Genomic DNA, 17,549 nt, shown 5'->3' on the forward strand with positions numbered 1-17,549 from the left:
CCGCCCTCACCCCCTATGAGGCGCGGGAACGAATCACCCCCGTGGTGAAGGGACACATTCCATATGAAAATCGCCATCGCATCCGATCATGCCGCCGTCGATCTGAAAGCGGAACTAGCCCAATGGCTGCGTGATGAAGGGCATGATGTCGCCGATCTGGGTCCGGCCACCGCCGACCGGGTCGATTATCCCGATTATGGTTACAAACTGGCGACAGCCATAGCGTCTGGCGACGCCGAACGTGGCATTGCGCTCTGCGGCTCAGGCATCGGCATCTCGATCGCGGTCAATCGCAACCCGGCCTGCCGCGCCGCGCTGGTCGGGGAACCGCTGTCCGCCGCGCTCAGCCGCGAACATAATGACGCCAATGTCCTCGCCATGGGCGCACGCCTGACCGGCGTGGACATGGCCAAGGCCTGCGTCACCGCTTTCCTCACCACCGAATTTGGCGGAGGCCGCCACAGCGGCCGCGTCGAAAAACTGTCCCAACCCGCAATCTGACCCGCGCTCTGAAAGGAATTTTCGATGAGCATCGACACCCTCGCCCCCGCCATCCGCCAGGACGGCTTTTTCAGCGAAAGCCTTGCCAGCGCGGACCCGGAAATCTTCGGTGCGATCGGCAATGAGCTGAAGCGTCAGCAGGACAAGATCGAGCTGATCGCGTCCGAAAACATCGTGTCGAAGGCGGTGCTGGAAGCCGCTGGCTCCATCTTCACCAACAAATATGCCGAAGGCTATCCGGGCAAGCGCTATTATGGCGGCTGCGAATATGCCGATGTGGTCGAAACGCTGGCGATCGAGCGCGCCAAGCAATTGTTCGGCGCCAATTTCGCCAATGTGCAGCCCAATAGCGGCAGCCAGATGAATCAGGCCGTGTTCCTGGCGCTGCTCCAGCCGGGCGATACCTTCATGGGTCTCGACCTGTCGTCGGGTGGCCACCTGACCCATGGGTCGCCGGTCAATATGAGCGGCAAATGGTTCAACCCGGTTCCCTATGGCGTGCGCGCCGACGATCATCTGATCGACATGGACGAAGTCGCCCGCATCGCCCGCGAGTGCAAGCCCAAGCTCATCATCTGCGGCGGCACCGCTTACTCGCGCGTATGGGATTTCCCGCGCTTCCGCGAGATTGCCGACGAAGTGGGCGCCTATCTGCTCGCCGACATGTCGCATTTCTCCGGCCTGGTCGCGGGCGGCGCGCATCCCTCGCCCGTCCCTCATGCCCATGTCACCACCACCACGACCCACAAGTCGCTGCGTGGCCCGCGCTCCGGCATTGTCCTGTGCAATGACGAAGCGATCGCCAAGAAGATCAACAGCGCCATCTTCCCCGGCATGCAGGGCGGCCCGCTGATGCACATCATCGCGGCCAAGGCGGTCGCATTCAAGGAAGCGCTCAGCCCTGAATTCAAGGCCTATGCCCACCAGATCGTCGCCAATGCGCGGACGCTGGCCGCCACGCTGGCCGATGCTGGGCTGTCGATCGTATCGGGCGGCACCGACAATCATCTGATGCTGGTCGATCTGCGCGCCAAGAACACCACCGGCAAGGCCGCTGAAAAGGCGCTCGACCGCGCTTTCATCACCTGCAACAAGAATAATGTGCCGTTCGACACCGCCAGCCCGTTCGTGACGTCGGGCGTCCGCCTTGGCACCCCCGCTGGCACCACCCGCGGTTTTGGTGAAGCGGAATTCCGCGAGATCGGCGAACTGATCGCGCAGGTCGTCGAAGGGCTCAAGCGCAACGGCGACGAAGGGGACGGCCAGGTCGAAGCCCATGTGCGTGACAAGGTGCTGGCCCTGACAAGCCGCTTCCCGATTTATTGAGCAACATGAAGCCCCTCTCCTTCAGGGGAGGGGTTGGGGTGGGGTCTGTCCGGCTTAGGCAGCGTTAGGACAGGCCTACCCCCTGGCCCCTCCCGCAAGCGAGAGGGGGAACTTGTGGGAGAATGTGAATGCGCTGCCCCTTTTGCGCCCATGAGGACAGTCAGGTGAAGGACAGTCGGCCGACGGAAGATGGCAATGCCATCCGCCGTCGCCGCCAGTGCGAAGCCTGCGGCGCGCGCTTCACCACCTTCGAACGCATCCAGTTGCGCGACATCTGGGTAGTCAAGAGCGAGGGCCGCAAAGAAGCCTTTGAGCGCGACAAGCTGACCCGTTCGATCGGCATCGCCTGCCGCAAGCGCCCGATCGACCCCAGCCGGATCGAAAAACTCATCTCAGGCATCCAGCGCCAGCTCGAAACCAGCGGCGACAGCGAAGTGTCTGCCCGCACGATCGGCGAACTGGTGATGGAAGGCCTCAAACGCCTCGACAGCGTCGCCTATATCCGCTTCGCCAGCGTCTATAAGGACTTCACCGACGCCAAGGATTTCGAGGAATTTGCGAGCACGGTGAAGGAAGTGGGGGGGTGAAGGAGATGCTTCATACACCCGCCTCCGTTCGTCCTGAGTAGCCATTGAGCGAAGTCGAAATGGCGTATCGAAGGACCGCGCAATGACGTTTCATACTTATATGCTGCATTGCGCCGACGGCAGCTATTATGTCGGCCACACTGATAATCTGGAGCAACGCATCGCCCAGCACCAGTCGGGCGAGATTTCGGGATACACGCAGACCCGTCGCCCGGTCGCGTTGGTCTGGAGCCAGGATTTCGGGACGCGGGACGAAGCGCTTTCCGCCGAACAGCAGATCAAGGGCTGGTCGCGCAAAAAGAAGGAAGGATTGATCGCGGGAGACTGGGACGCCATTCGGCAGGCCGCGCGCAAATCCTTCGATACGGGGCTTCGACAGGCTCAGCCCCTACTCAGGACGAACGGTATTGAAATGACAGCTTTCCCCCCTCCCCCCGTCATCGTCCTGGTCCGCCCCCAGCTTGGCGAAAATATCGGCAAGGCCGCGCGCGCCATGCTCAATTTCGGCCTTACCGAAATGCGGCTGGTCGCGCCGCGCGATGGCTGGCCCAATCCGGATGCCGGCCCTTCAGCCGCGGGCGCAGACTTCATTCTCGATCAGGCGCAGGTCTTTGAAACCCTCGCCGACGCCGTGTCCGATTGCGCCCATGTCTATGCGACCACCGTGCGCAAGCGTGGCGTGACCAAGCCGGTCGTCACGCCAGAGGAAGCCGCCCGCGAAATCCACGCTGCTCAGGGCCGCTGCGCCTATATTTTCGGGCCGGAGCGATCCGGTCTGGAAACCGAGGATGTGGCGCTCGCCCGCAAGATATTGACCGTGCCGATCAACCCGGAATTCGGTTCCCTGAACCTTGCCCAGGCGGTCATCCTCTGCGCCTATGAATGGTCGAAACAGGCTAATCTGTCGCAACCGACCGTCACCGACCTGGGCGAACCCGCGCCGCAGGTGGAGTTGGAAGGGATGATCGAGCAGCTCAACACGCTGCTGGAAAAGGTCGGCTATTTTTTCCCACCCGATCGCGCGCCCGCAACCAAGCTGACGTTGCGCAACCTGCTGACCAAGCCGGGCTGGAACCATCTGGAGGTGCGGACGCTGCGTGGCGTCCTGTCCCACCTCAATCGCCCGCGCGAACGCTAAGGGTCTGACACCCCCTCCTCCGAACGGGTCGGGATTCTATCCTCGCGTCCGGTCGAATTCGGCCATTTCATAGGCAATCGACGCTTCGACCAGCTGCTCCCAAAGATCGGCGACGATTGCCACCGGCACGCCCAGTTGCGCCGCCTGCGCGCAGGCCTGATCGATCACCTGACGCTTGCGCGCCTCGTCCCGCACGGCACCGCGATCCGGCTTGATCCGCGCGGCGGCGCGCATATGGGCAAAGCGTTGGGCCAGCAGCGCCACCAGATCGCGGTCGATCGCATCGACGCCCGCCCGCACCTCTGCCATGCTGCTATAGTCATCAGGGTTCATGCCCCGCCAATTAGGCGCAGCCTGCGCCCCTGTCGAGGGTTGACATGCCGCCCCCTTGTGGCCATAGGCGCGCCTTCGCAATTGGCCTCGCATCCCGGTGAAGCGGCGGCCCTGCCCCTGAGCGCACAAACGCAAAACGGACGTAGGCGATACCGGGAATGATGCTCACCCTTTCAGGGCGAGCTTAGTTGTTAGCATTTGTAAGGAATTATCTATGACGAAGCGCACAAGCGCCAAGTATAAACTCGACCGTCGCATGGGCGAGAATATCTGGGGCCGTCCCAAATCGCCTGTCAACAAGCGCGAATATGGTCCCGGTCAGCACGGCCAGCGCCGCAAGGGCAAGGTGTCCGACTATGGCATCCAGCTGCGCGCCAAGCAGAAGCTGAAGGGCTATTACGGCGACATCACCGAAAAGCAGTTCAAGAAGAACTATTTCGAAGCCAGCCGCATGAAGGGCGACACCGGCCAGAACCTCATTGGTCTGCTCGAACGCCGCCTGGACGCCGTCGTCTATCGCGCCAAGTTCGCGCCGACCATCTTCGCGTCGCGCCAGATCGTTTCGCACGGCCACATCTATGTGAACGGCGTGAAGTGCAACATTGCCTCGCGTCTGGTGAAGCCGGGCGACGAAATCACCCTGGGCAAGAAGGCGCAGGAAATGGCGCTGGTGATGGAAGCGCAGGCCCTGGCCGAACGCGACATCCCCGACTATGTCTCGCCCGATGGCGCCGCCAAGGTCACCTATGTCCGCGTTCCCACGCTGGACGAAGTGCCCTATCCGGTGAAGATGGAACCCAATCTGGTCGTCGAATTCTATTCGCGCTGATCGGCTTTCACTCAAGGCTTTACAAAAAGGGCGGCCCCGCAAGGAGCCGCCCTTTTTCATGCACAAGGTTCCACCACAGACCATGACCGACACCGAAAGCGCGTCGCCGATCGGCAGGACGCAACGACGCCTGCTCAGGCGAATCTATAATGGCCGCACCGTGCCGATCATCGCCGATGGCAAGGATTTCCTGACCTACAAGGCCGCGATCAAATATCTGGAGGCGCTGGAGCCCGATGCGCGCGACGTCGTCTATGAAGAAATGAAGGCATCAGCGAAACATGGCAAAGCGCCACCCGCACAATCCTGAACGCGCCGCTTGCGCGCGCGCGCCACAGCTGTAAGCGCAGCTCATGGCGACCGCGATCCTCCATCTCTATGCCCTGGCGCTGGGATCGAACCGCGCCCTGTCCGCTCGCCTGACGCCGCGCAGGCTATTGGTCGAAGCGACTGCGCGAATCGCGCAGCACGGCCGGGTGATCGCAATCTCGCCGACGATCGAAACGCCACCCATCGGTCCGTCCCGCCGCCGCTACGCCAACGCCGCGCTGCTGGTCCAAAGCCCGCTTGCCCCGCCCGCCATGCTGGCATGGCTCCAGTCGATCGAACGGGCGCTAGGCCGGCGCCGCTACCGCCGCTGGGGCGCGCGCAGCATCGACATCGACATCATCCTGTGGTCGGGCGGCGCATGGGACAGCCCTGCACTGACGATCCCCCATCCCGCCTTTGCCACGCGCGATTTCGTTTTGACCCCGCTCTACAGCATCGCCCCCACCTGGCGCGATCCCCGCTCAGGGCTCAACGTCCGTCACCTCCGCGCCCGCCTGCAAAAAGCCAGCCAAAGCATGCCACAAGAGGTTGACCATCCCCGCCGCCCCCTCTAGGGCGTCCGCACCTAAGCAGTTGGGGTCCATAGCTCAGTCGGTAGAGCAACTGACTTTTAATCAGTAGGTCGCTGGTTCGAACCCAGCTGGACTCACCATAACAGCCTGAAAATGTTGAATAATCTCGGCATTGCCGGGCTAACAGTCTCTGAGCACCTGGCTCGGCTAACTTCTGGGCTAACGGACATAAAGAAGCGGGAGCCGAAGCCCCCGCCCTATTGTCTCGCGTCGTTTGTTGCGTGTCAGGCTGGAAAGCCCCCTTGTGGGCCTGTGTAGGCAGGCGCAAACCACATTTGAGCCTCATCCTCGACATTGCCTCCACCCTCGTCGCTGATCGGGCATCCCGGCCCGCTTGCACCGGTGGTGAAGCGCACAGTATCCAAGGCGGTGTTTATGCCGTCCTCGTCGCACTGGCCTTCATGGTCGTCCTGCTCCGCTGGGTCGTCGTCCTCGTCGTCCTCGCGCCCGGCTAGGAGATTGGAGCCGCGCTTCTGGTTCCCGCGCATGGTATGCCATTCGACATAGGCACCCGCATCCTGATCGCTGATCGCGCACCCTGCGCCATCGCTGCCATAGGCAACAGCCATGGGCGACAGGGTGAAGTCGTCCTCCAGGTCGTTCCCGTTTTCCGCGTCCGGGTCGCCGCCCATAAGGTCCAGCACGTCGATAAGGATTTCAATCGCCGCGCCGATCTCGCCGGGGCTATGCTTTTCCAGCATGCGCGCGGCTATCAGCGCAGCGGCGGCAGGCGGAAAAGAGGGGTGGTTTATAACGCCCATGGCTCAAGCCTCCCCGGCCAGAAGTCGAAGGAAGTCTGACCGAATGGACAGCGCGATTTCCTCACACCAAAGCGCAATGTCGCCATCGGCCTCGAACGTATGTTCCAGCTTCCATCGCAATGCTGCCAAGTCGGGCGCTGGCATCGCAAGCAGCGTTGTTTGCGCGTCGCCTACCGCTTCGCCCACGATTTGCCATTGATCCATGGCCGCGTCGAACCCGCTGGACACACACCAATCCCGATATTCCGGCCAGTCTGGGGCTCCCCTTTTTGGGCGATCATCGCCAAATCTGGTGCGGGCCGCTTCAAAATGCGGCTCAAGGCGCTCCCGCTCGAACGTCTCACCGTCCGCCACCGTTTTACGGTAGTGCGTCATGGCTGCATTCCACTCGCGGGCATCGGCGGCCACGGGCATAGAAGCCAATAGAGGAGCCGTAACAGCCATTGTCGGAACGGATGCAACGGAAAGTGTTGCGAGCGCGCGCGTGACGGCGCGCCTAGACATTGCTAGGTCGGTCATAGTCGGAATCCCTCTCTCGTAGGGGTTTCGGTTAGGCCTGGGGGATCGGTTGCAGCCTTTCCCTCAGGCTGATTTTCTGATACCCAATAATAATGACAGACGCAATATCGGATACCGGAAAAAAGAAAGGCAGGGGTCGGCCAAGCGTTGGTGCGGTTGGCATCCACGTCAAGCTAGCGCCCGCTGACCTATCAGACCTAGACGCATGGATCGACGCGCAGGACGATCAGCCGTCGCGGCCTGAGGCGGTGCGCCGACTTATAAAGGCGAGCTTGAGTTGAGTGCCGGAGCAGACTGGACGATATATCAGCCACTACTGGTGGGCCTGGGAGCGGTCGTTCTTGCGACCCTCGGCAATACGCTGCTGGAGTGGTTTAAGCAGTCGCACGCCGACACTCGGAGTGCTGTTGCCCTGCGTAGGGGAATCCTTGAAGAGCTGAAACACATCAAATCGACTGCCGACATCAACGCATCGCGGGCAGCCGATGCTGGCAACGCGTCGTTTCTTATTCCCATTCAAGAAAATTTTCCGATGTACGATCATGGGATAAGTAAGATCGGATTACTGAAGCCTTCAGAGATTGGGACTGTTGTAGCTGCATACGCATCACTTAAGGCACAGACTGAAGTTTATTGTTTGATGGGTATTGTTGAACGGCATGAGAGCGGCGTTTTGATTGCTCAGATAAATGGGAGCTTCTCTTCCATACTTTCTGGTCAGGCAAAACACCTTAGCGAGATAGTAGGGAAGGCGATTCTTGAACTCGAGAAATGAGTTCTGCAGCGCGACGAGCATATCCGGCGTTATGCTGAGTTGCTGGAGGCGCAGAGACTGGTGCCGCAAAATGCTGCACCAGTCTCAACACTGGCGGACGGACGCCGCAAAGGGCCACAGCATGAAAAGGCAATTCCCCGCCAGATAGCAGACGAAACCGGCCTAAGCGTCGATACCGTCCGCCGCGCGCTCAAGCCCGCCCCAGTCGCCAATCTCGTGTCGGTCAAAGAGGCTGAGACGGACGAAGAGGCTATCATTCGTGAGGCCAACGCTATCGTGGCGGCGTGGAACCGCGCCCGCCAGCAGGCACGCGAACTGGCCCTAAAGCCCGGTAAAAAGAGGCGGGGAATTACCCCCGCCCCAGGCGACGACCTCTGTACCATCACGCCAGAGATTTAATTCCAGTGGCCCGCTCTTAACGTCACGATCGTTTCCGGTTATACATAATTCCGGCACTGCCCTCTGAGCCGCCGCCTGCTTCGCGAGCAGGACCGGCCCGCTGGAGGGCGGTGTCATCATGCCGCGACCCGCTCACCGACTTTATCGGGATATTGCGCGATCAGATCGAAGGCCAGACCATTGGCAGATATTTCGGTTAGCAGTGTATCGCCAGCGATATAGCTGCCATCAGCAATGCCATGGCCCCAACCTGTCACCTTCGCCCGTTGCGCATCGACCAGCGCCGCACCGTCCTTGACCGGATCGAAGGACGCAGGCCGGGTGACATTGATCCTGCGCCCGCCAAAGGCGTCAGCAGCCGGGACATTGGGTGCAATCACTATTTCAGCCGCATGATACTCATAAGGTGCTTTGTCATCAGGCCCATATCCCGGCGTGAACATCGTCAGACCGAGCGCGCGCCCATGTTTGTGGGAGTAAAAGCCAATCATGAAGCGGTGTTCTACCATGCCACTGATACAAACGGGTTCCGGGCATAATTCAATTATCAGCGCGCGAAACGCATTGAGAAAATCGAGCTGGTCGAGCTGGTCGATTCCCCGGCGTTCGATCTCATCGAAAAGTCTGGTCGGGGTCATCTTCCCCCCCCCCACCATGGCAATCGCCAAGAACTGGCGAGGGAAAGGCATAATCTTGTGTTCGAGTCGCAGTATACGCCCGTCACGATCAAAATGGCCCTGATCGGTATAGAGATACGCCGCTTGGGGCTGGACGATCAGGTTCGCCAAGGACATGCACATTCTCCAAAATAGTCGTTGTCCGCCCCGGACGACTGGTAGGCGACGATCTTCTCACCCGATATGAAAACTTGCTCGACGCCGACTTCCTCTCCCAGATCACGAATGAGGGATGAGAGTGCATCGGGATCACGGGTAGCGAGTTTCGTGCCGTTGATCGCTTTGCCCAAGCCGTCGAGAAATTGGCCGTCAAGAACAGCATCGTTCGCAGCGGTAAATTGCTTCACCAGCCCGCGCGCGCGCCTTGCCACCGGCCCGGACGCCTCGACGGTGCCGCGCATCCCGCCGCCCATGACACCGCCCGCGACAGCCCCTGCAAATGCCTGATCCAGCATCTCGTCGGTGCTGAACTCGGTGCCCGTCTGACTGTGCCCGCCGATATACTCGACCGCGCTCTGTCCAAATTCGGTGACGGCTTCAGTCGCCCCGGCCTTGGTAGCCCGCATCACCGCATTCTTGCCGGTCGCCCCGAATATTCCACGGATACCGATCCGCTCCAGCGCCGCACTCAGGAGGGCCGCAGGTGTTGCCTCACCCACGTCTTGCAGATCGGCGTCCTCCCGCCCCTGCACATTCGCGCGCGTCTGGCCGATGCTGCCCGCCTGCCCAAGGATATAGGCAGGCAGCATAAGCGCCGCCTGCGCCATGCCAGGCACACTTTTGACAGTCTGATCCAACCCGAACTTTAGGACATTGCCCGGCGTCGGACGCTCCTTGACGGCGCTCCAGTCAGTTTCCCCCGCCACCTTCGTCCCAGCCATATCCCGGCTGATCCGCGCAATCGCACGGGCCTGTCTGGCCGCGACCACGGCGGCTTCCGTGTTCTCCGCGCTTGTCCAAGGCAGCGGATTGCGGGCGCTCCAGTCCTGCAAAGCGCCCCGCACCGCCGCCGCGCCCTGATCAAGGCTATAGACGCCAGATTTGAACAGGTCGCCCATGCGCTCGACAAAGCCGCCGCTGGCCATGAGGTCGCGCTTGTCGCGGGCAATCCGCGAGGCGAAGGCCGCACCAAGCTTGCCCAGATTATCGTAATCATCCGCAGCCGCCGCGATATTGCGCGGGTCGCTCGACCATCTTCCGATCGCGGGATGCTTCGCCATCAGCGCGTTGGCGCGTTCCGAACGGCGCGCGATCTCGAAAGCCGGAAGGTGCTGTTCCACGATCGTGGGGGGCAAGCCATTCTCGCGCGACAGGACGTTGGCTCTCGCAGCAGCATCGGGTGAAGCGGCATTGTGCATGATGATCGAACGACGCGCGGCGGCAATGTCGCGAAGTTCCTCATCGAGTGGATCTACCTTGGAGGGAGACTTCCCGCCAAGGAATTGATCAAGGAGGTCGCTCACTGCGCCAGCTTCCGGTAAACGGCCCGCGCCGCGCCATCTGACAGCCCCGACAACCAATCCATGAAGCTGGACACGTCGCGGTCGGTTTCCATGGTCATCAGCATCCGCTCCAGCCGGGCGCGGACCCGTGCCATCTTCTCCGGTGCTTCCTGCCCCCATTCGTGGATGACGGACCCGCCGTTGATCCGCGTTGCGTCCCGCACCTGTTTTTCGGTGCAGCGCCCATGCACAACCGTGGCTGTGTTGGCCAGTTCGGTCATCATGGCCTGCACCACGCCATCGGGCAGAGCCTCAAACCGCGCGACGAAGGATCGCCGCTCCCCGCTTGGGATCGGGAGCATCACGTCGCCGCAGTGCCGCAGATATTTGGCATAGAGGGCATAATCGCCGTCCGGGCATTGCTTGTAGAAGTCAGAGCGCAGGACCGGCATCAGCGCCTCCATGCCCTGACTATCCTCATCCAGCACGGTAGGAGCCTGCACCGCTGCGCGACGGTCGTATAGGTCGCGCAGGCGGGCTTGCTTTTCCGTGTCCCGATTATAGGCGGGCCGGTTGGTCCGCATGTCGGTCTCGATCGCGGTGATTTCGCTGATGATCGTCGGCAGGGCGACTTCGGCCAGATCGGTTTCCATCACACCACCATTTTCGGCTGTTCGCGGTGCCACTGAGCAATCGCGGTCGCTTCCAGAGTATGGCCACGAATGACCGGGTGACCATCATCCCGGCGAATGATGCACCAGCCATCGCCAGCGCGCCATTGCGAGAAGAAGTTGCCCAGGCCATCCACGACGCGGCCCGCGTGAACGGTCGATACGCGCTTGTAGACCTTGCGCACCGACATCTGGACGGCTCCGTGAATGACATGCTCGGCGCACAGTTCGGCCTCCCAGCTTTCATCGTCGGCCATCACCGTAACAATGTCGTGACGGGTGAAGCGCTTGGCGAGGTTCGCCCAATAGTCCTGATGGCGGATATGGTCCTGCGTCACGCCGGGGCCAGCTTTGTGCCAGTAGCGATTGCGGGAGTGGCCTTCAGGCTGAAGGTTCGTCTTGGATGCGCGCAGGCTGTTGTCGAACGGGGCGACGGCTTCGTCGGGGGCTTCAGGGCTGATCTTGGGGGTGACGGCGTTCATGCTTTCTGCTCCTTCATGCGGGACTTTACGTGTTCGATGGTGTCGGCAATCATGCCGTCCCATTCGCTAGGGTGGACCTTGGCCAATTGTTCAAAGGTCGGCACATGGTCGGGGTCAGCGAATGGCAGCAGGGCGGCGCGGGCGGTGCGCATAGCAGCGACATGCGCCTCCATGGCCTGCCGGGTTAGCCGCGCACCGGCGACTGCGCTACGCCAGTCTCCTACCGCCTTGTGCGCCCGCTGCGTCTGTTCAGTCGTCGTAAGCATAGTGGTTCCTATCGAGGGCGAAGCCGCACCACGTTCGGCACGGTGTTGGCGAAATTCTGTTGATCGGGACGGGAGCGTTCAGCGCGCATTTCTCGATCGGCGCGGCCCGCCTCCTCCAAGATGCGCTGAGTGTCATCGGGAACGATCGGCGCAGGCGGCGGTGCGGGTGGTGGCGGGGGCGACGACACTTCAGGGCGGGGCTGTGCGGCGAAGCGTTCGGAGGCGGGGGGCAGCGGCTTATCGGCGGTCGCCTTTTCCTTCGCGGCCCTGTTCAGGAGGAAGGCCATGCGCCGGGCAACGTCGAATTGAGAAACCTCCGGGATCAGCGGAGCGCCGTCCTTGCCAGTCATCTCGGTAGGCGTCATCGGGCGACCGTGGGCGCGATCCAGTATCTCTCTCGCTGCGAGGGCAATCACCTTACCATCCTCATGGCCCAGCAGCTTCACAAGCGCCGCAATGGCCTTCGTGGAGTGCTTGGCAGCAGCAGCGCGCACATCACGCGTGTGGCGGTTTGGGGTGCCAGGTTTGCGGCCCGATCCGGGAGCCTTGGGTTGACCCTTGGGACGACCGGGACGACGCGCAATAGCAGGCGTTTCAGTATCTAAGTTAGCCGGAGAGTTAGCCTTTTCGTCCATAACGACAAATAATACAGCAATATCAATACTATTCAACTGTTCATAAATCAGTAAACAGAAGGCAACTGACGGCAAATCAGGCCAACAGAGAGCATCCAAAGATTTCCACTTCAGAAAAAAGTGTGAGCGCCGGGGCCAATTACTCAATCTCATTCCAGCCGATGATATTGCCATCGCCGTCCAGATCGCTGTCACTTCCCCTATATATGTCATTCACTATGTTCACTTCATTCACTGTCTGAGTGAACGGAGTGAGTGTAGTGAATGGGGTATATAGCCCCCTCCCTTCTTTCTGGAGCTTCCCGGCTTCACAAAGCTTGGTCATCTGGTGCTGAATATTGCTGCGCTCCTTGTTGAGGCGCTTTGCAATCTCGGTAGGCGACATAGGGACGCCCTCCTTAGCCAAAACTTCCATGATGGCCTGCCCCTCGACAGATGGCGCGAGATGCTGAGCGTCCCCGGTAATCGCCCACGTGCAGGTATTGGAATCCCACAGCAGCGCCTTTTCGAAGTCGGGCAGATCACGCCCGCGCCCGTAGAGGACTGGTTGCTGGCTGGCGCTGTCCTTCTTCATGACCAGTATGCTGTCCGCCGCGCCTGTAATGCCGCGCGTCCCGCTCACGGTGTCGAACGGGTCTTCAGCTTCCATCTTGCGGGTGTGGTGGACGACGACGATGGCGACCCCCCATTGCCCGGCAAGTCCCTGTAGTGCTGTCATGAAGCGGTAATCAGCCTCATACTGCGTCTCGTTGCTGCGATTGCTACCCCGCACCTTCGCATAGACATCGATCACGATCAGTCGTGCCTTTTCAGCCCGATCGAGCCAAGTCTCAATTTCCTTGAGGCAGTCGCCATCGAGATTTGGCCATTCTGTGCTGAAAGTCAGCCGATCCGGCACATCGGTAAGGCACATCGCGCGCAGTCGTCCTTGAAGGCGGCGCTGATTGTCCTCGAGCGCGAGATAGAGTGTCAAACGGCGTTCAAAAGGGACCCCCGATCGGCGTCGAAGAGGGACCCCCTTTTCAGATAATATGATGCTGGTTTGTTGAAGATGGCCTTGCGCTGCGTGCGGCGGAGGGCGGGCGTAGCCCGACCGGAGGCGCGCGCAGCGCAAGATAGATTTTTGAAGGCGCCGAAGGTGGCTGTCAGCTGCGGTTTTTGAAGCGCCAGCTGTCGTTGCCCGTCTCGACGATATCGCAGTGGTGGGTGACGCGGTCGAGCAGCGCCGTGGTCATCTTGGGATCGCCGAACACGGTCGGCCATTCGCCGAAGGCGAGGTTCGTGGTGATGATGACGCTGGTCCGCTCATAAAGCTTGCTGATGAGGTGGAACAGCAACTGCCCTCCCGAGCGGGCGAACGGCAGATAACCGAGCTCGTCGAGAACGATCAGGTCGAGCCGCGACAGCTGCGCCGCCAGGGTCCCGCCTTTGCCGATCCGGGTCTCCTCTTCGAGGCGTGTCACCAGATCGACGGTGTTGAAGTAGCGGGCGCGAGCGCCCCTTCGCACGACATTGGCGGTGATCGCGATGGCGAGGTGGGTCTTGCCTGTCCCCGTGCCGCCGACCAGCACGATATTGCGGCGAGGCGGGAGGAAGGAGCCATCGTGAAGGGAGCGGATCATCTCCTCATTGATCGGTGTGCCCTCGAAGCTGAACCGCTCCAGGTCCTTCACCACGGGCAGCCTCGCAGCCGTCATCCGATAGCGGATGGAGGCTGCATCCCGGTGGGTCGCCTCAGCACGGAGCAGGTCGGTCAGTATCTCCATGGTGGTGCGCTTGCGCTGGAGGCCGGTGGTGACCGCCTCGTCGAACGCCGCCGCCATGCCCTTGAGTCCGAGGCCGCGCATCGTGTCGATCATATCATGCCGCTGCATCATAGCCTCGCAGCAGATCATAGCGGGCACAGTCGGCGAGCGGAGGATGCTGCAGCATCCGGTCTTCCGAAGTGACGATGCTGTGGGGTGTCGCCGGCTCGCGGCGCCGGGAGAGGATGTTGAGGATCAGCTCGTCGCTGGCCGTTCCGTTCGCCAACGCTTCGCGCACGGCAGCCTCTACCGGCTCCAGGCCATCGGTGAGCACCGCCGAGAGGACCCGCACGAACCTGCGATCGGCCTCGTCCCCGGTGCCGAGCCTTCGCCGTAATCGGTGCAGGGCGGGCGGCAGATCCCAGTCCTGGAACGGTGCGCCGTTACGCAGCGCGCCGGGCTTGTGCGCGAGGACCGGCAGATAATGCCAGGGATCGTATATCGTGCGGTTCCGACCGAAGTGGCGCTCATGCTCCCCGACGATCGCATCGCCGCAGCGTATGACGATGCGATCGGCATAGGAGCGCACCTGAACGGTCCGGCGTGCGGCCGTCGACATGACCGAGTAGCGGTTGCGATCGAAGCTGATGAGGCAGGTGCCGGTGACGGCATGCTCGCTCTCATGGAAGCCGTCGAACGGTGCCAGGATCGGCTGCAGGGCCGGTCGCTCCATATCCAGCGCCTCGGCGACGGTAATATCCCCGCGTTCGGGATGGGCATGATGCTCGGCCCAGCGCCGGCACTCGGCCTCCAGCCACCCGTTGAGCTCGGCCAGGCTGGCGAACCGGAGCCGCGGCTGGAAGAAGCGGCCTCGGATTGTCTGGACCTGCTGCTCGACCTGGCCCTTCTCCCATCCCGCCGCCGGCGAGCAGGCGGTCGGCTCGACCATGTAATGATCGGTCATGATCAGGAAGCGGCGGTTGAACACACGCTCCTTGCCGGTGAACACGGCCGTCACCGCCGTCTTCATATTATCGTAGATACCGCGTCGCGGCACACCGCCGAAGAACGCGAACGCCCGGGCATGGGCATCGAACAGCATCTCCTGGCCCTCGCGCGGATAGGCCCGGACATAGGGTGCGCGCGAGTCGCAGAGACGCATATGCGCCACCTTCACCCGCATCGGCTTGCCGGCGATCTCCACATCCTCGTGGCTCCAGTCGAACTGGTAGGCCTCACCCGGCTGGAAGGTCATCGGGATGAACGCCGGTGCGCCTTCGCCAGCATCCTTCCGCCGCGCAGCACGCCAGCGCGCCGCATAGCGGCGCACCGCATCATAGGATCCATCGAACCCCTCGCGCACCAGCAGGTCATGGATACGCGTCATCCGTAGCCGATCGCGGCGGCCGCGACCTTCGTTCTCCTCAAGCAGCGCATCGAGACGATCCTGATAAGGACCGATCCGCGGCAGCGGCTGGACTTTGCGCTGATAGTTGAACGCCGCCTCCGGCGACCGGATCGCTTTGCGGACGACCTTCCGCGACAAACGAAGGTCACGAGCGATCGCCTTGATCGCCTTACCCGCTGCATGCTCACGCCGAATCCGAACCACTGTCTCCACGATCAACATCCCGTTCTCGCCAACTGATCAAAACCAGTCGGCCGACTAAATCCCCGGGATGAAGGGGTCCTTTTTGCACGCCGATCACCCCACGAAGGGGGTGCCTATTGCACGCTGATCCTCAGATAGAGGACATCACCTTGCTCACAGCGGGAAATGCCAAGTGCGATACCGCCAGATGCGACGGCCAGTGCGACGCCAAGCATCGCCCAGGACTTGCCGAGCTTGGGCGGTCCCGCGAACACTGTCAGACCCTCGACCAGCACGGGGCGCACAATCCATTGGATCGGCGGGAACGACTTGGACATGAGCGCCCGAGCCGTAACGCCAGCCATATAAGCAGGCGGCGAATTTTCGGTCTCGCCTGCGCGATCTTGGGGGGGAGATACCTTCATGCGCGCAACCCCCGCAGTTCATCATTGAAATCTTTGTAGCCCTCGAGCGGGAAGAACGCCCTCGACTTGAGGCCGCGCAACGCGAAGGACTGGACAGCAATCGCGGCGGCGCGCTGGCCGACATCATCACCATCACCCCCGATTGCGACATTGTTGACGCCGATCGGGAACATCATCTTAGGAAGCATGGACGCCCCAGCAGCGACCCAGACAGCCCTGCCCAACTCCTGCATCAGAGTCAGGCCGTCCTCCAGCCCTTCGCAGACGATCAAACGGCCCGCAGCAGGAGCAAGACGGATCGCGCCGCCTGCCACCTGTCCCAGCGACAATTTGGGCTTTGGGACAGCCGCCTTGCCGCTCCCATCATCATTCAGATACGTGCGCTGGATACCGACCAGCTTGTTATCGACCGAAGCGACACAGGCCACCAGACAGGGACGCTCAGGACCGCGCTTGCCATAGCGAAGCCGGGTGAAGCGGATGCTTTCGGGGATCGGCAGATGCAGCCCCCGCGAACGGAGATAGGTTTCCGCCAACGTGCCGCGAACCGACACAGCATCCCGCCAGATCGCGCGCGCCTCATTGATCCGCTCGGGCTTTTCATCCTTGATGACCGGAGCAATGCGCACCGCTGGCAGATTTTCACTACCCAGCATCGCCGCCGCTTCGCGCAGCGTCACACCATGGGCGCGGCGGACGAAATCAAGGACATCGCCTGTCGCGCCGCAGCCGAAGCAATAGAAACGCTCACCCCCGGCAAAGATCGTGAAGGATGGAGATCGATCGCTATGGAACGGACAGCAGCCTTTGAACTCCGCTCCCGCCCGATGAAGCTTCACGGTGGCACCGGCAACGACCGGCAGAGGATGAGCCTGCCGGATCGCTATGATATCGAGATGAGCAATCATGACGGCCCTCCCGTCTTGTCAATCACCGGCCAGCTGTGCGCTTTATGATGTGCGTCGGCACAAGCCAGCGCCTCTGCATGGCTGCGGAATTCCAGACTGCGCCAAGCGATAGTGCGCGGCTCGAACGTAACGACGAAGCGCCCGCCGAACACACATTCGGATATGACGATACTATCAGGCATGACGGGCCTCCCCGAAAGCGAGGCCAGCGACGAGCGCGGCGCGGTGGACAGGAAGTCCGAAACGAGATGCCAGATATTGGCAGCGCGCCGATCCGGTGTTATATGCGCCAGTGTCAACCGCCAGAAGACACATAGCGCCTTCGCCCTTACGGGCGGGGGCGTTTTGCTGAATGGACATTACGCACCTGCGCCACGCGAAGCAGCGCGGGCAGCGATCCAGTCCTGGACCTCGCTAGCGAGCCAGCCGACAGCCTTGCCATCTGGGTTCATCTTGAAACGGCGAGGGAATTTGTTTTCCGCTTCCAGTGCGCGGATGTGAGTATCAGACCAGCCGGTGATTTCCCGGATATGGCCCTTCCTGAGGATAGTGTCGGTCATCGCAAAGTCTCCCTAGTTGGTGAGACTTTGCTAAGTTTGACCTTGCCGCGCGTAAAAAGGGTATAATCTCGCAATCA

General features: G+C 61.5%; 25 protein-coding genes and 1 tRNA gene. 10 read left to right on the forward strand and 16 right to left on the reverse strand.

Annotated features, from left to right (window positions below; translation table 11 throughout):
* The first annotated feature begins 63 nt into the window (after positions 1 to 63).
* From rpiB to AC07X9_RS07355, 4 genes are all read left to right on the forward strand, one after another.
* Positions 64 to 501, forward strand: a complete 438-nt coding sequence (gene rpiB / locus AC07X9_RS07340; protein ID WP_017184629.1) for a ribose 5-phosphate isomerase B — start codon at positions 64 to 66, stop codon at positions 499 to 501.
* A 24-nt stretch (positions 502 to 525) separates the two neighbouring features.
* Complete coding sequence (gene glyA, locus AC07X9_RS07345; RefSeq protein ID WP_017184630.1) at positions 526 to 1,827, forward strand: serine hydroxymethyltransferase; 1,302 nt, start codon at positions 526 to 528, stop codon at positions 1,825 to 1,827.
* A 128-nt stretch (positions 1,828 to 1,955) separates the two neighbouring features.
* Positions 1,956 to 2,414 (forward strand): transcriptional regulator NrdR, encoded by a 459-nt coding sequence (nrdR, locus tag AC07X9_RS07350; RefSeq protein WP_026002674.1) that lies wholly within the window; start codon positions 1,956 to 1,958, stop codon positions 2,412 to 2,414.
* Positions 2,415 to 2,496: 82 nt separating this feature from the next.
* Positions 2,497 to 3,552, forward strand: coding sequence for a TrmJ/YjtD family RNA methyltransferase (locus AC07X9_RS07355; protein ID WP_017184632.1), 1,056 nt, complete (start codon positions 2,497 to 2,499; stop codon positions 3,550 to 3,552).
* A 36-nt stretch (positions 3,553 to 3,588) separates the two neighbouring features.
* On the opposite strand, the gene AC07X9_RS07360 is transcribed toward AC07X9_RS07355, so the two are convergent.
* Complete coding sequence (locus AC07X9_RS07360; protein WP_017184633.1) at positions 3,589 to 3,885, reverse strand: chorismate mutase; 297 nt, start codon at positions 3,883 to 3,885, stop codon at positions 3,589 to 3,591.
* Positions 3,886 to 4,099: 214 nt separating this feature from the next.
* Here AC07X9_RS07360 and rpsD point away from each other — a divergent pair, with 214 nt between their 5' ends.
* From rpsD to AC07X9_RS07380, 4 genes are all read left to right on the forward strand, one after another.
* Positions 4,100 to 4,714 (forward strand): 30S ribosomal protein S4, encoded by a 615-nt coding sequence (rpsD, locus tag AC07X9_RS07365; RefSeq protein ID WP_017184634.1) that lies wholly within the window; start codon positions 4,100 to 4,102, stop codon positions 4,712 to 4,714.
* Positions 4,715 to 4,772: 58 nt separating this feature from the next.
* On the forward strand, positions 4,773 to 5,024 hold the full coding sequence (locus tag AC07X9_RS07370) for a hypothetical protein (RefSeq protein WP_017184635.1): 252 nt from the start codon (positions 4,773 to 4,775) through the stop codon (positions 5,022 to 5,024).
* Between the two features lie 43 nt (positions 5,025 to 5,067).
* Entirely contained in the window at positions 5,068 to 5,598 is a 531-nt protein-coding gene (gene folK, locus AC07X9_RS07375) for a 2-amino-4-hydroxy-6-hydroxymethyldihydropteridine diphosphokinase (protein ID WP_017184636.1), read from the forward strand.
* 22 nt (positions 5,599 to 5,620) lie between these two features.
* Positions 5,621 to 5,696 (forward strand) — tRNA-Lys (locus AC07X9_RS07380).
* 144 nt (positions 5,697 to 5,840) lie between these two features.
* Here AC07X9_RS07380 and AC07X9_RS07385 read toward each other — a convergent pair.
* Both AC07X9_RS07385 and AC07X9_RS07390 read right to left on the reverse strand, forming a co-directional pair.
* A complete protein-coding gene (locus AC07X9_RS07385; RefSeq protein WP_140159575.1) occupies positions 5,841 to 6,377 on the reverse strand; it encodes a hypothetical protein in 537 nt (178 codons plus the stop codon).
* Between the two features lie 3 nt (positions 6,378 to 6,380).
* Positions 6,381 to 6,896 carry a hypothetical protein gene (locus AC07X9_RS07390; protein WP_140159576.1) on the reverse strand — a complete coding sequence of 172 codons (516 nt, stop codon included), beginning with the start codon at positions 6,894 to 6,896 and terminating at the stop codon, positions 6,381 to 6,383.
* Positions 6,897 to 7,173: 277 nt separating this feature from the next.
* Between AC07X9_RS07390 and AC07X9_RS07395 the strand changes: the two genes are divergently transcribed.
* Together AC07X9_RS07395 and AC07X9_RS07400 are read left to right on the forward strand one after the other, a co-directional pair.
* Positions 7,174 to 7,671 (forward strand): hypothetical protein, encoded by a 498-nt coding sequence (locus tag AC07X9_RS07395; RefSeq protein WP_086485718.1) that lies wholly within the window; start codon positions 7,174 to 7,176, stop codon positions 7,669 to 7,671.
* A gap of 39 nt (positions 7,672 to 7,710) precedes the next feature.
* On the forward strand, positions 7,711 to 8,070 hold the full coding sequence (locus AC07X9_RS07400; protein ID WP_086485719.1) for a hypothetical protein: 360 nt from the start codon (positions 7,711 to 7,713) through the stop codon (positions 8,068 to 8,070).
* A 116-nt stretch (positions 8,071 to 8,186) separates the two neighbouring features.
* On the opposite strand, the gene AC07X9_RS07405 is transcribed toward AC07X9_RS07400, so the two are convergent.
* From AC07X9_RS07405 to AC07X9_RS07465, 13 genes are all read right to left on the reverse strand, one after another.
* Positions 8,187 to 8,864, reverse strand: coding sequence for a hypothetical protein (locus AC07X9_RS07405; protein ID WP_086485720.1), 678 nt, complete (start codon positions 8,862 to 8,864; stop codon positions 8,187 to 8,189).
* Positions 8,846 to 10,210: a hypothetical protein gene (locus AC07X9_RS07410; RefSeq protein WP_086485721.1), complete on the reverse strand. Its 1,365-nt coding sequence runs from the start codon at positions 10,208 to 10,210 to the stop codon at positions 8,846 to 8,848. The genes AC07X9_RS07405 and AC07X9_RS07410 overlap by 19 nt, the downstream gene beginning before the upstream one ends.
* On the reverse strand, positions 10,207 to 10,842 hold the full coding sequence (locus tag AC07X9_RS07415) for a hypothetical protein (protein WP_140159577.1): 636 nt from the start codon (positions 10,840 to 10,842) through the stop codon (positions 10,207 to 10,209). The genes AC07X9_RS07410 and AC07X9_RS07415 overlap by 4 nt, the downstream gene beginning before the upstream one ends.
* The gene (locus AC07X9_RS07420) at positions 10,842 to 11,342 is read right to left on the reverse strand and encodes a hypothetical protein (protein ID WP_086485723.1); all 501 of its coding nucleotides are present in this window, start codon (positions 11,340 to 11,342) and stop codon (positions 10,842 to 10,844) included. Before AC07X9_RS07420 ends, AC07X9_RS07415 begins: the two co-directional genes overlap by 1 nt.
* Positions 11,339 to 11,608, reverse strand: a complete 270-nt coding sequence (locus AC07X9_RS07425) for a hypothetical protein (protein ID WP_086485724.1) — start codon at positions 11,606 to 11,608, stop codon at positions 11,339 to 11,341. Before AC07X9_RS07425 ends, AC07X9_RS07420 begins: the two co-directional genes overlap by 4 nt.
* A gap of 8 nt (positions 11,609 to 11,616) precedes the next feature.
* Entirely contained in the window at positions 11,617 to 12,390 is a 774-nt protein-coding gene (locus AC07X9_RS07430; RefSeq protein ID WP_140159578.1) for a hypothetical protein, read from the reverse strand.
* Positions 12,383 to 13,216, reverse strand: a complete 834-nt coding sequence (locus AC07X9_RS07435; protein ID WP_176342115.1) for an AAA family ATPase — start codon at positions 13,214 to 13,216, stop codon at positions 12,383 to 12,385. The genes AC07X9_RS07430 and AC07X9_RS07435 overlap by 8 nt, the downstream gene beginning before the upstream one ends.
* 172 nt (positions 13,217 to 13,388) lie before the next feature.
* Entirely contained in the window at positions 13,389 to 14,117 is a 729-nt protein-coding gene (gene istB, locus AC07X9_RS07440; protein WP_031304487.1) for an IS21-like element helper ATPase IstB, read from the reverse strand.
* The gene (gene istA, locus AC07X9_RS07445) at positions 14,104 to 15,618 is read right to left on the reverse strand and encodes an IS21 family transposase (protein WP_021238707.1); all 1,515 of its coding nucleotides are present in this window, start codon (positions 15,616 to 15,618) and stop codon (positions 14,104 to 14,106) included. Before istA ends, istB begins: the two co-directional genes overlap by 14 nt.
* Before the next feature lie 95 nt (positions 15,619 to 15,713).
* Positions 15,714 to 16,004: an AAA family ATPase gene (locus AC07X9_RS07450; protein ID WP_086485727.1), complete on the reverse strand. Its 291-nt coding sequence runs from the start codon at positions 16,002 to 16,004 to the stop codon at positions 15,714 to 15,716.
* Positions 16,001 to 16,912, reverse strand: coding sequence for a DUF7146 domain-containing protein (locus AC07X9_RS07455; RefSeq protein WP_254908060.1), 912 nt, complete (start codon positions 16,910 to 16,912; stop codon positions 16,001 to 16,003). The genes AC07X9_RS07450 and AC07X9_RS07455 overlap by 4 nt, the downstream gene beginning before the upstream one ends.
* Positions 16,909 to 17,094: a hypothetical protein gene (locus AC07X9_RS07460; RefSeq protein WP_140159579.1), complete on the reverse strand. Its 186-nt coding sequence runs from the start codon at positions 17,092 to 17,094 to the stop codon at positions 16,909 to 16,911. Before AC07X9_RS07460 ends, AC07X9_RS07455 begins: the two co-directional genes overlap by 4 nt.
* Positions 17,095 to 17,271: 177 nt before the next feature.
* A complete protein-coding gene (locus AC07X9_RS07465) occupies positions 17,272 to 17,472 on the reverse strand; it encodes a helix-turn-helix transcriptional regulator (protein WP_086485729.1) in 201 nt (66 codons plus the stop codon).
* Positions 17,473 to 17,549: the final 77 nt, after the last annotated feature.

Source organism: Sphingobium sp. GW456-12-10-14-TSB1, from assembly GCF_059424385.1.

Excerpts from the sequence above, each read along its gene's own strand:
- AC07X9_RS07355 (WP_017184632.1), top strand. The coding sequence starts at position 2,497 with ATGACGTTTCATACTTATATGCTGCATTGCGCCGACGGCAGCTATTAT.
- AC07X9_RS07360 (WP_017184633.1), bottom strand. The coding sequence starts at position 3,885 with ATGAACCCTGATGACTATAGCAGCATGGCAGAGGTGCGGGCGGGCGTC.
- AC07X9_RS07425 (WP_086485724.1), bottom strand. The coding sequence starts at position 11,608 with ATGCTTACGACGACTGAACAGACGCAGCGGGCGCACAAGGCGGTAGGA.
- AC07X9_RS07420 (WP_086485723.1), bottom strand. The coding sequence starts at position 11,342 with ATGAACGCCGTCACCCCCAAGATCAGCCCTGAAGCCCCCGACGAAGCC.
- AC07X9_RS07405 (WP_086485720.1), bottom strand. The coding sequence starts at position 8,864 with ATGTCCTTGGCGAACCTGATCGTCCAGCCCCAAGCGGCGTATCTCTAT.
- istB (WP_031304487.1), bottom strand. The coding sequence starts at position 14,117 with ATGCAGCGGCATGATATGATCGACACGATGCGCGGCCTCGGACTCAAG.
- AC07X9_RS07465 (WP_086485729.1), bottom strand. The coding sequence starts at position 17,472 with ATGACCGACACTATCCTCAGGAAGGGCCATATCCGGGAAATCACCGGC.
- istA (WP_021238707.1), bottom strand. The coding sequence starts at position 15,618 with ATGTTGATCGTGGAGACAGTGGTTCGGATTCGGCGTGAGCATGCAGCG.
- AC07X9_RS07455 (WP_254908060.1), bottom strand. The coding sequence starts at position 16,912 with ATGATTGCTCATCTCGATATCATAGCGATCCGGCAGGCTCATCCTCTG.
- glyA (WP_017184630.1), top strand. The coding sequence starts at position 526 with ATGAGCATCGACACCCTCGCCCCCGCCATCCGCCAGGACGGCTTTTTC.
- rpsD (WP_017184634.1), top strand. The coding sequence starts at position 4,100 with ATGACGAAGCGCACAAGCGCCAAGTATAAACTCGACCGTCGCATGGGC.
- nrdR (WP_026002674.1), top strand. The coding sequence starts at position 1,956 with ATGCGCTGCCCCTTTTGCGCCCATGAGGACAGTCAGGTGAAGGACAGT.
- AC07X9_RS07390 (WP_140159576.1), bottom strand. The coding sequence starts at position 6,896 with ATGACCGACCTAGCAATGTCTAGGCGCGCCGTCACGCGCGCGCTCGCA.
- rpiB (WP_017184629.1), top strand. The coding sequence starts at position 64 with ATGAAAATCGCCATCGCATCCGATCATGCCGCCGTCGATCTGAAAGCG.
- AC07X9_RS07460 (WP_140159579.1), bottom strand. The coding sequence starts at position 17,094 with ATGCCTGATAGTATCGTCATATCCGAATGTGTGTTCGGCGGGCGCTTC.
- AC07X9_RS07370 (WP_017184635.1), top strand. The coding sequence starts at position 4,773 with ATGCACAAGGTTCCACCACAGACCATGACCGACACCGAAAGCGCGTCG.
- AC07X9_RS07450 (WP_086485727.1), bottom strand. The coding sequence starts at position 16,004 with ATGAAGGTATCTCCCCCCCAAGATCGCGCAGGCGAGACCGAAAATTCG.
- AC07X9_RS07415 (WP_140159577.1), bottom strand. The coding sequence starts at position 10,842 with ATGGAAACCGATCTGGCCGAAGTCGCCCTGCCGACGATCATCAGCGAA.
- folK (WP_017184636.1), top strand. The coding sequence starts at position 5,068 with ATGGCGACCGCGATCCTCCATCTCTATGCCCTGGCGCTGGGATCGAAC.
- AC07X9_RS07385 (WP_140159575.1), bottom strand. The coding sequence starts at position 6,377 with ATGGGCGTTATAAACCACCCCTCTTTTCCGCCTGCCGCCGCTGCGCTG.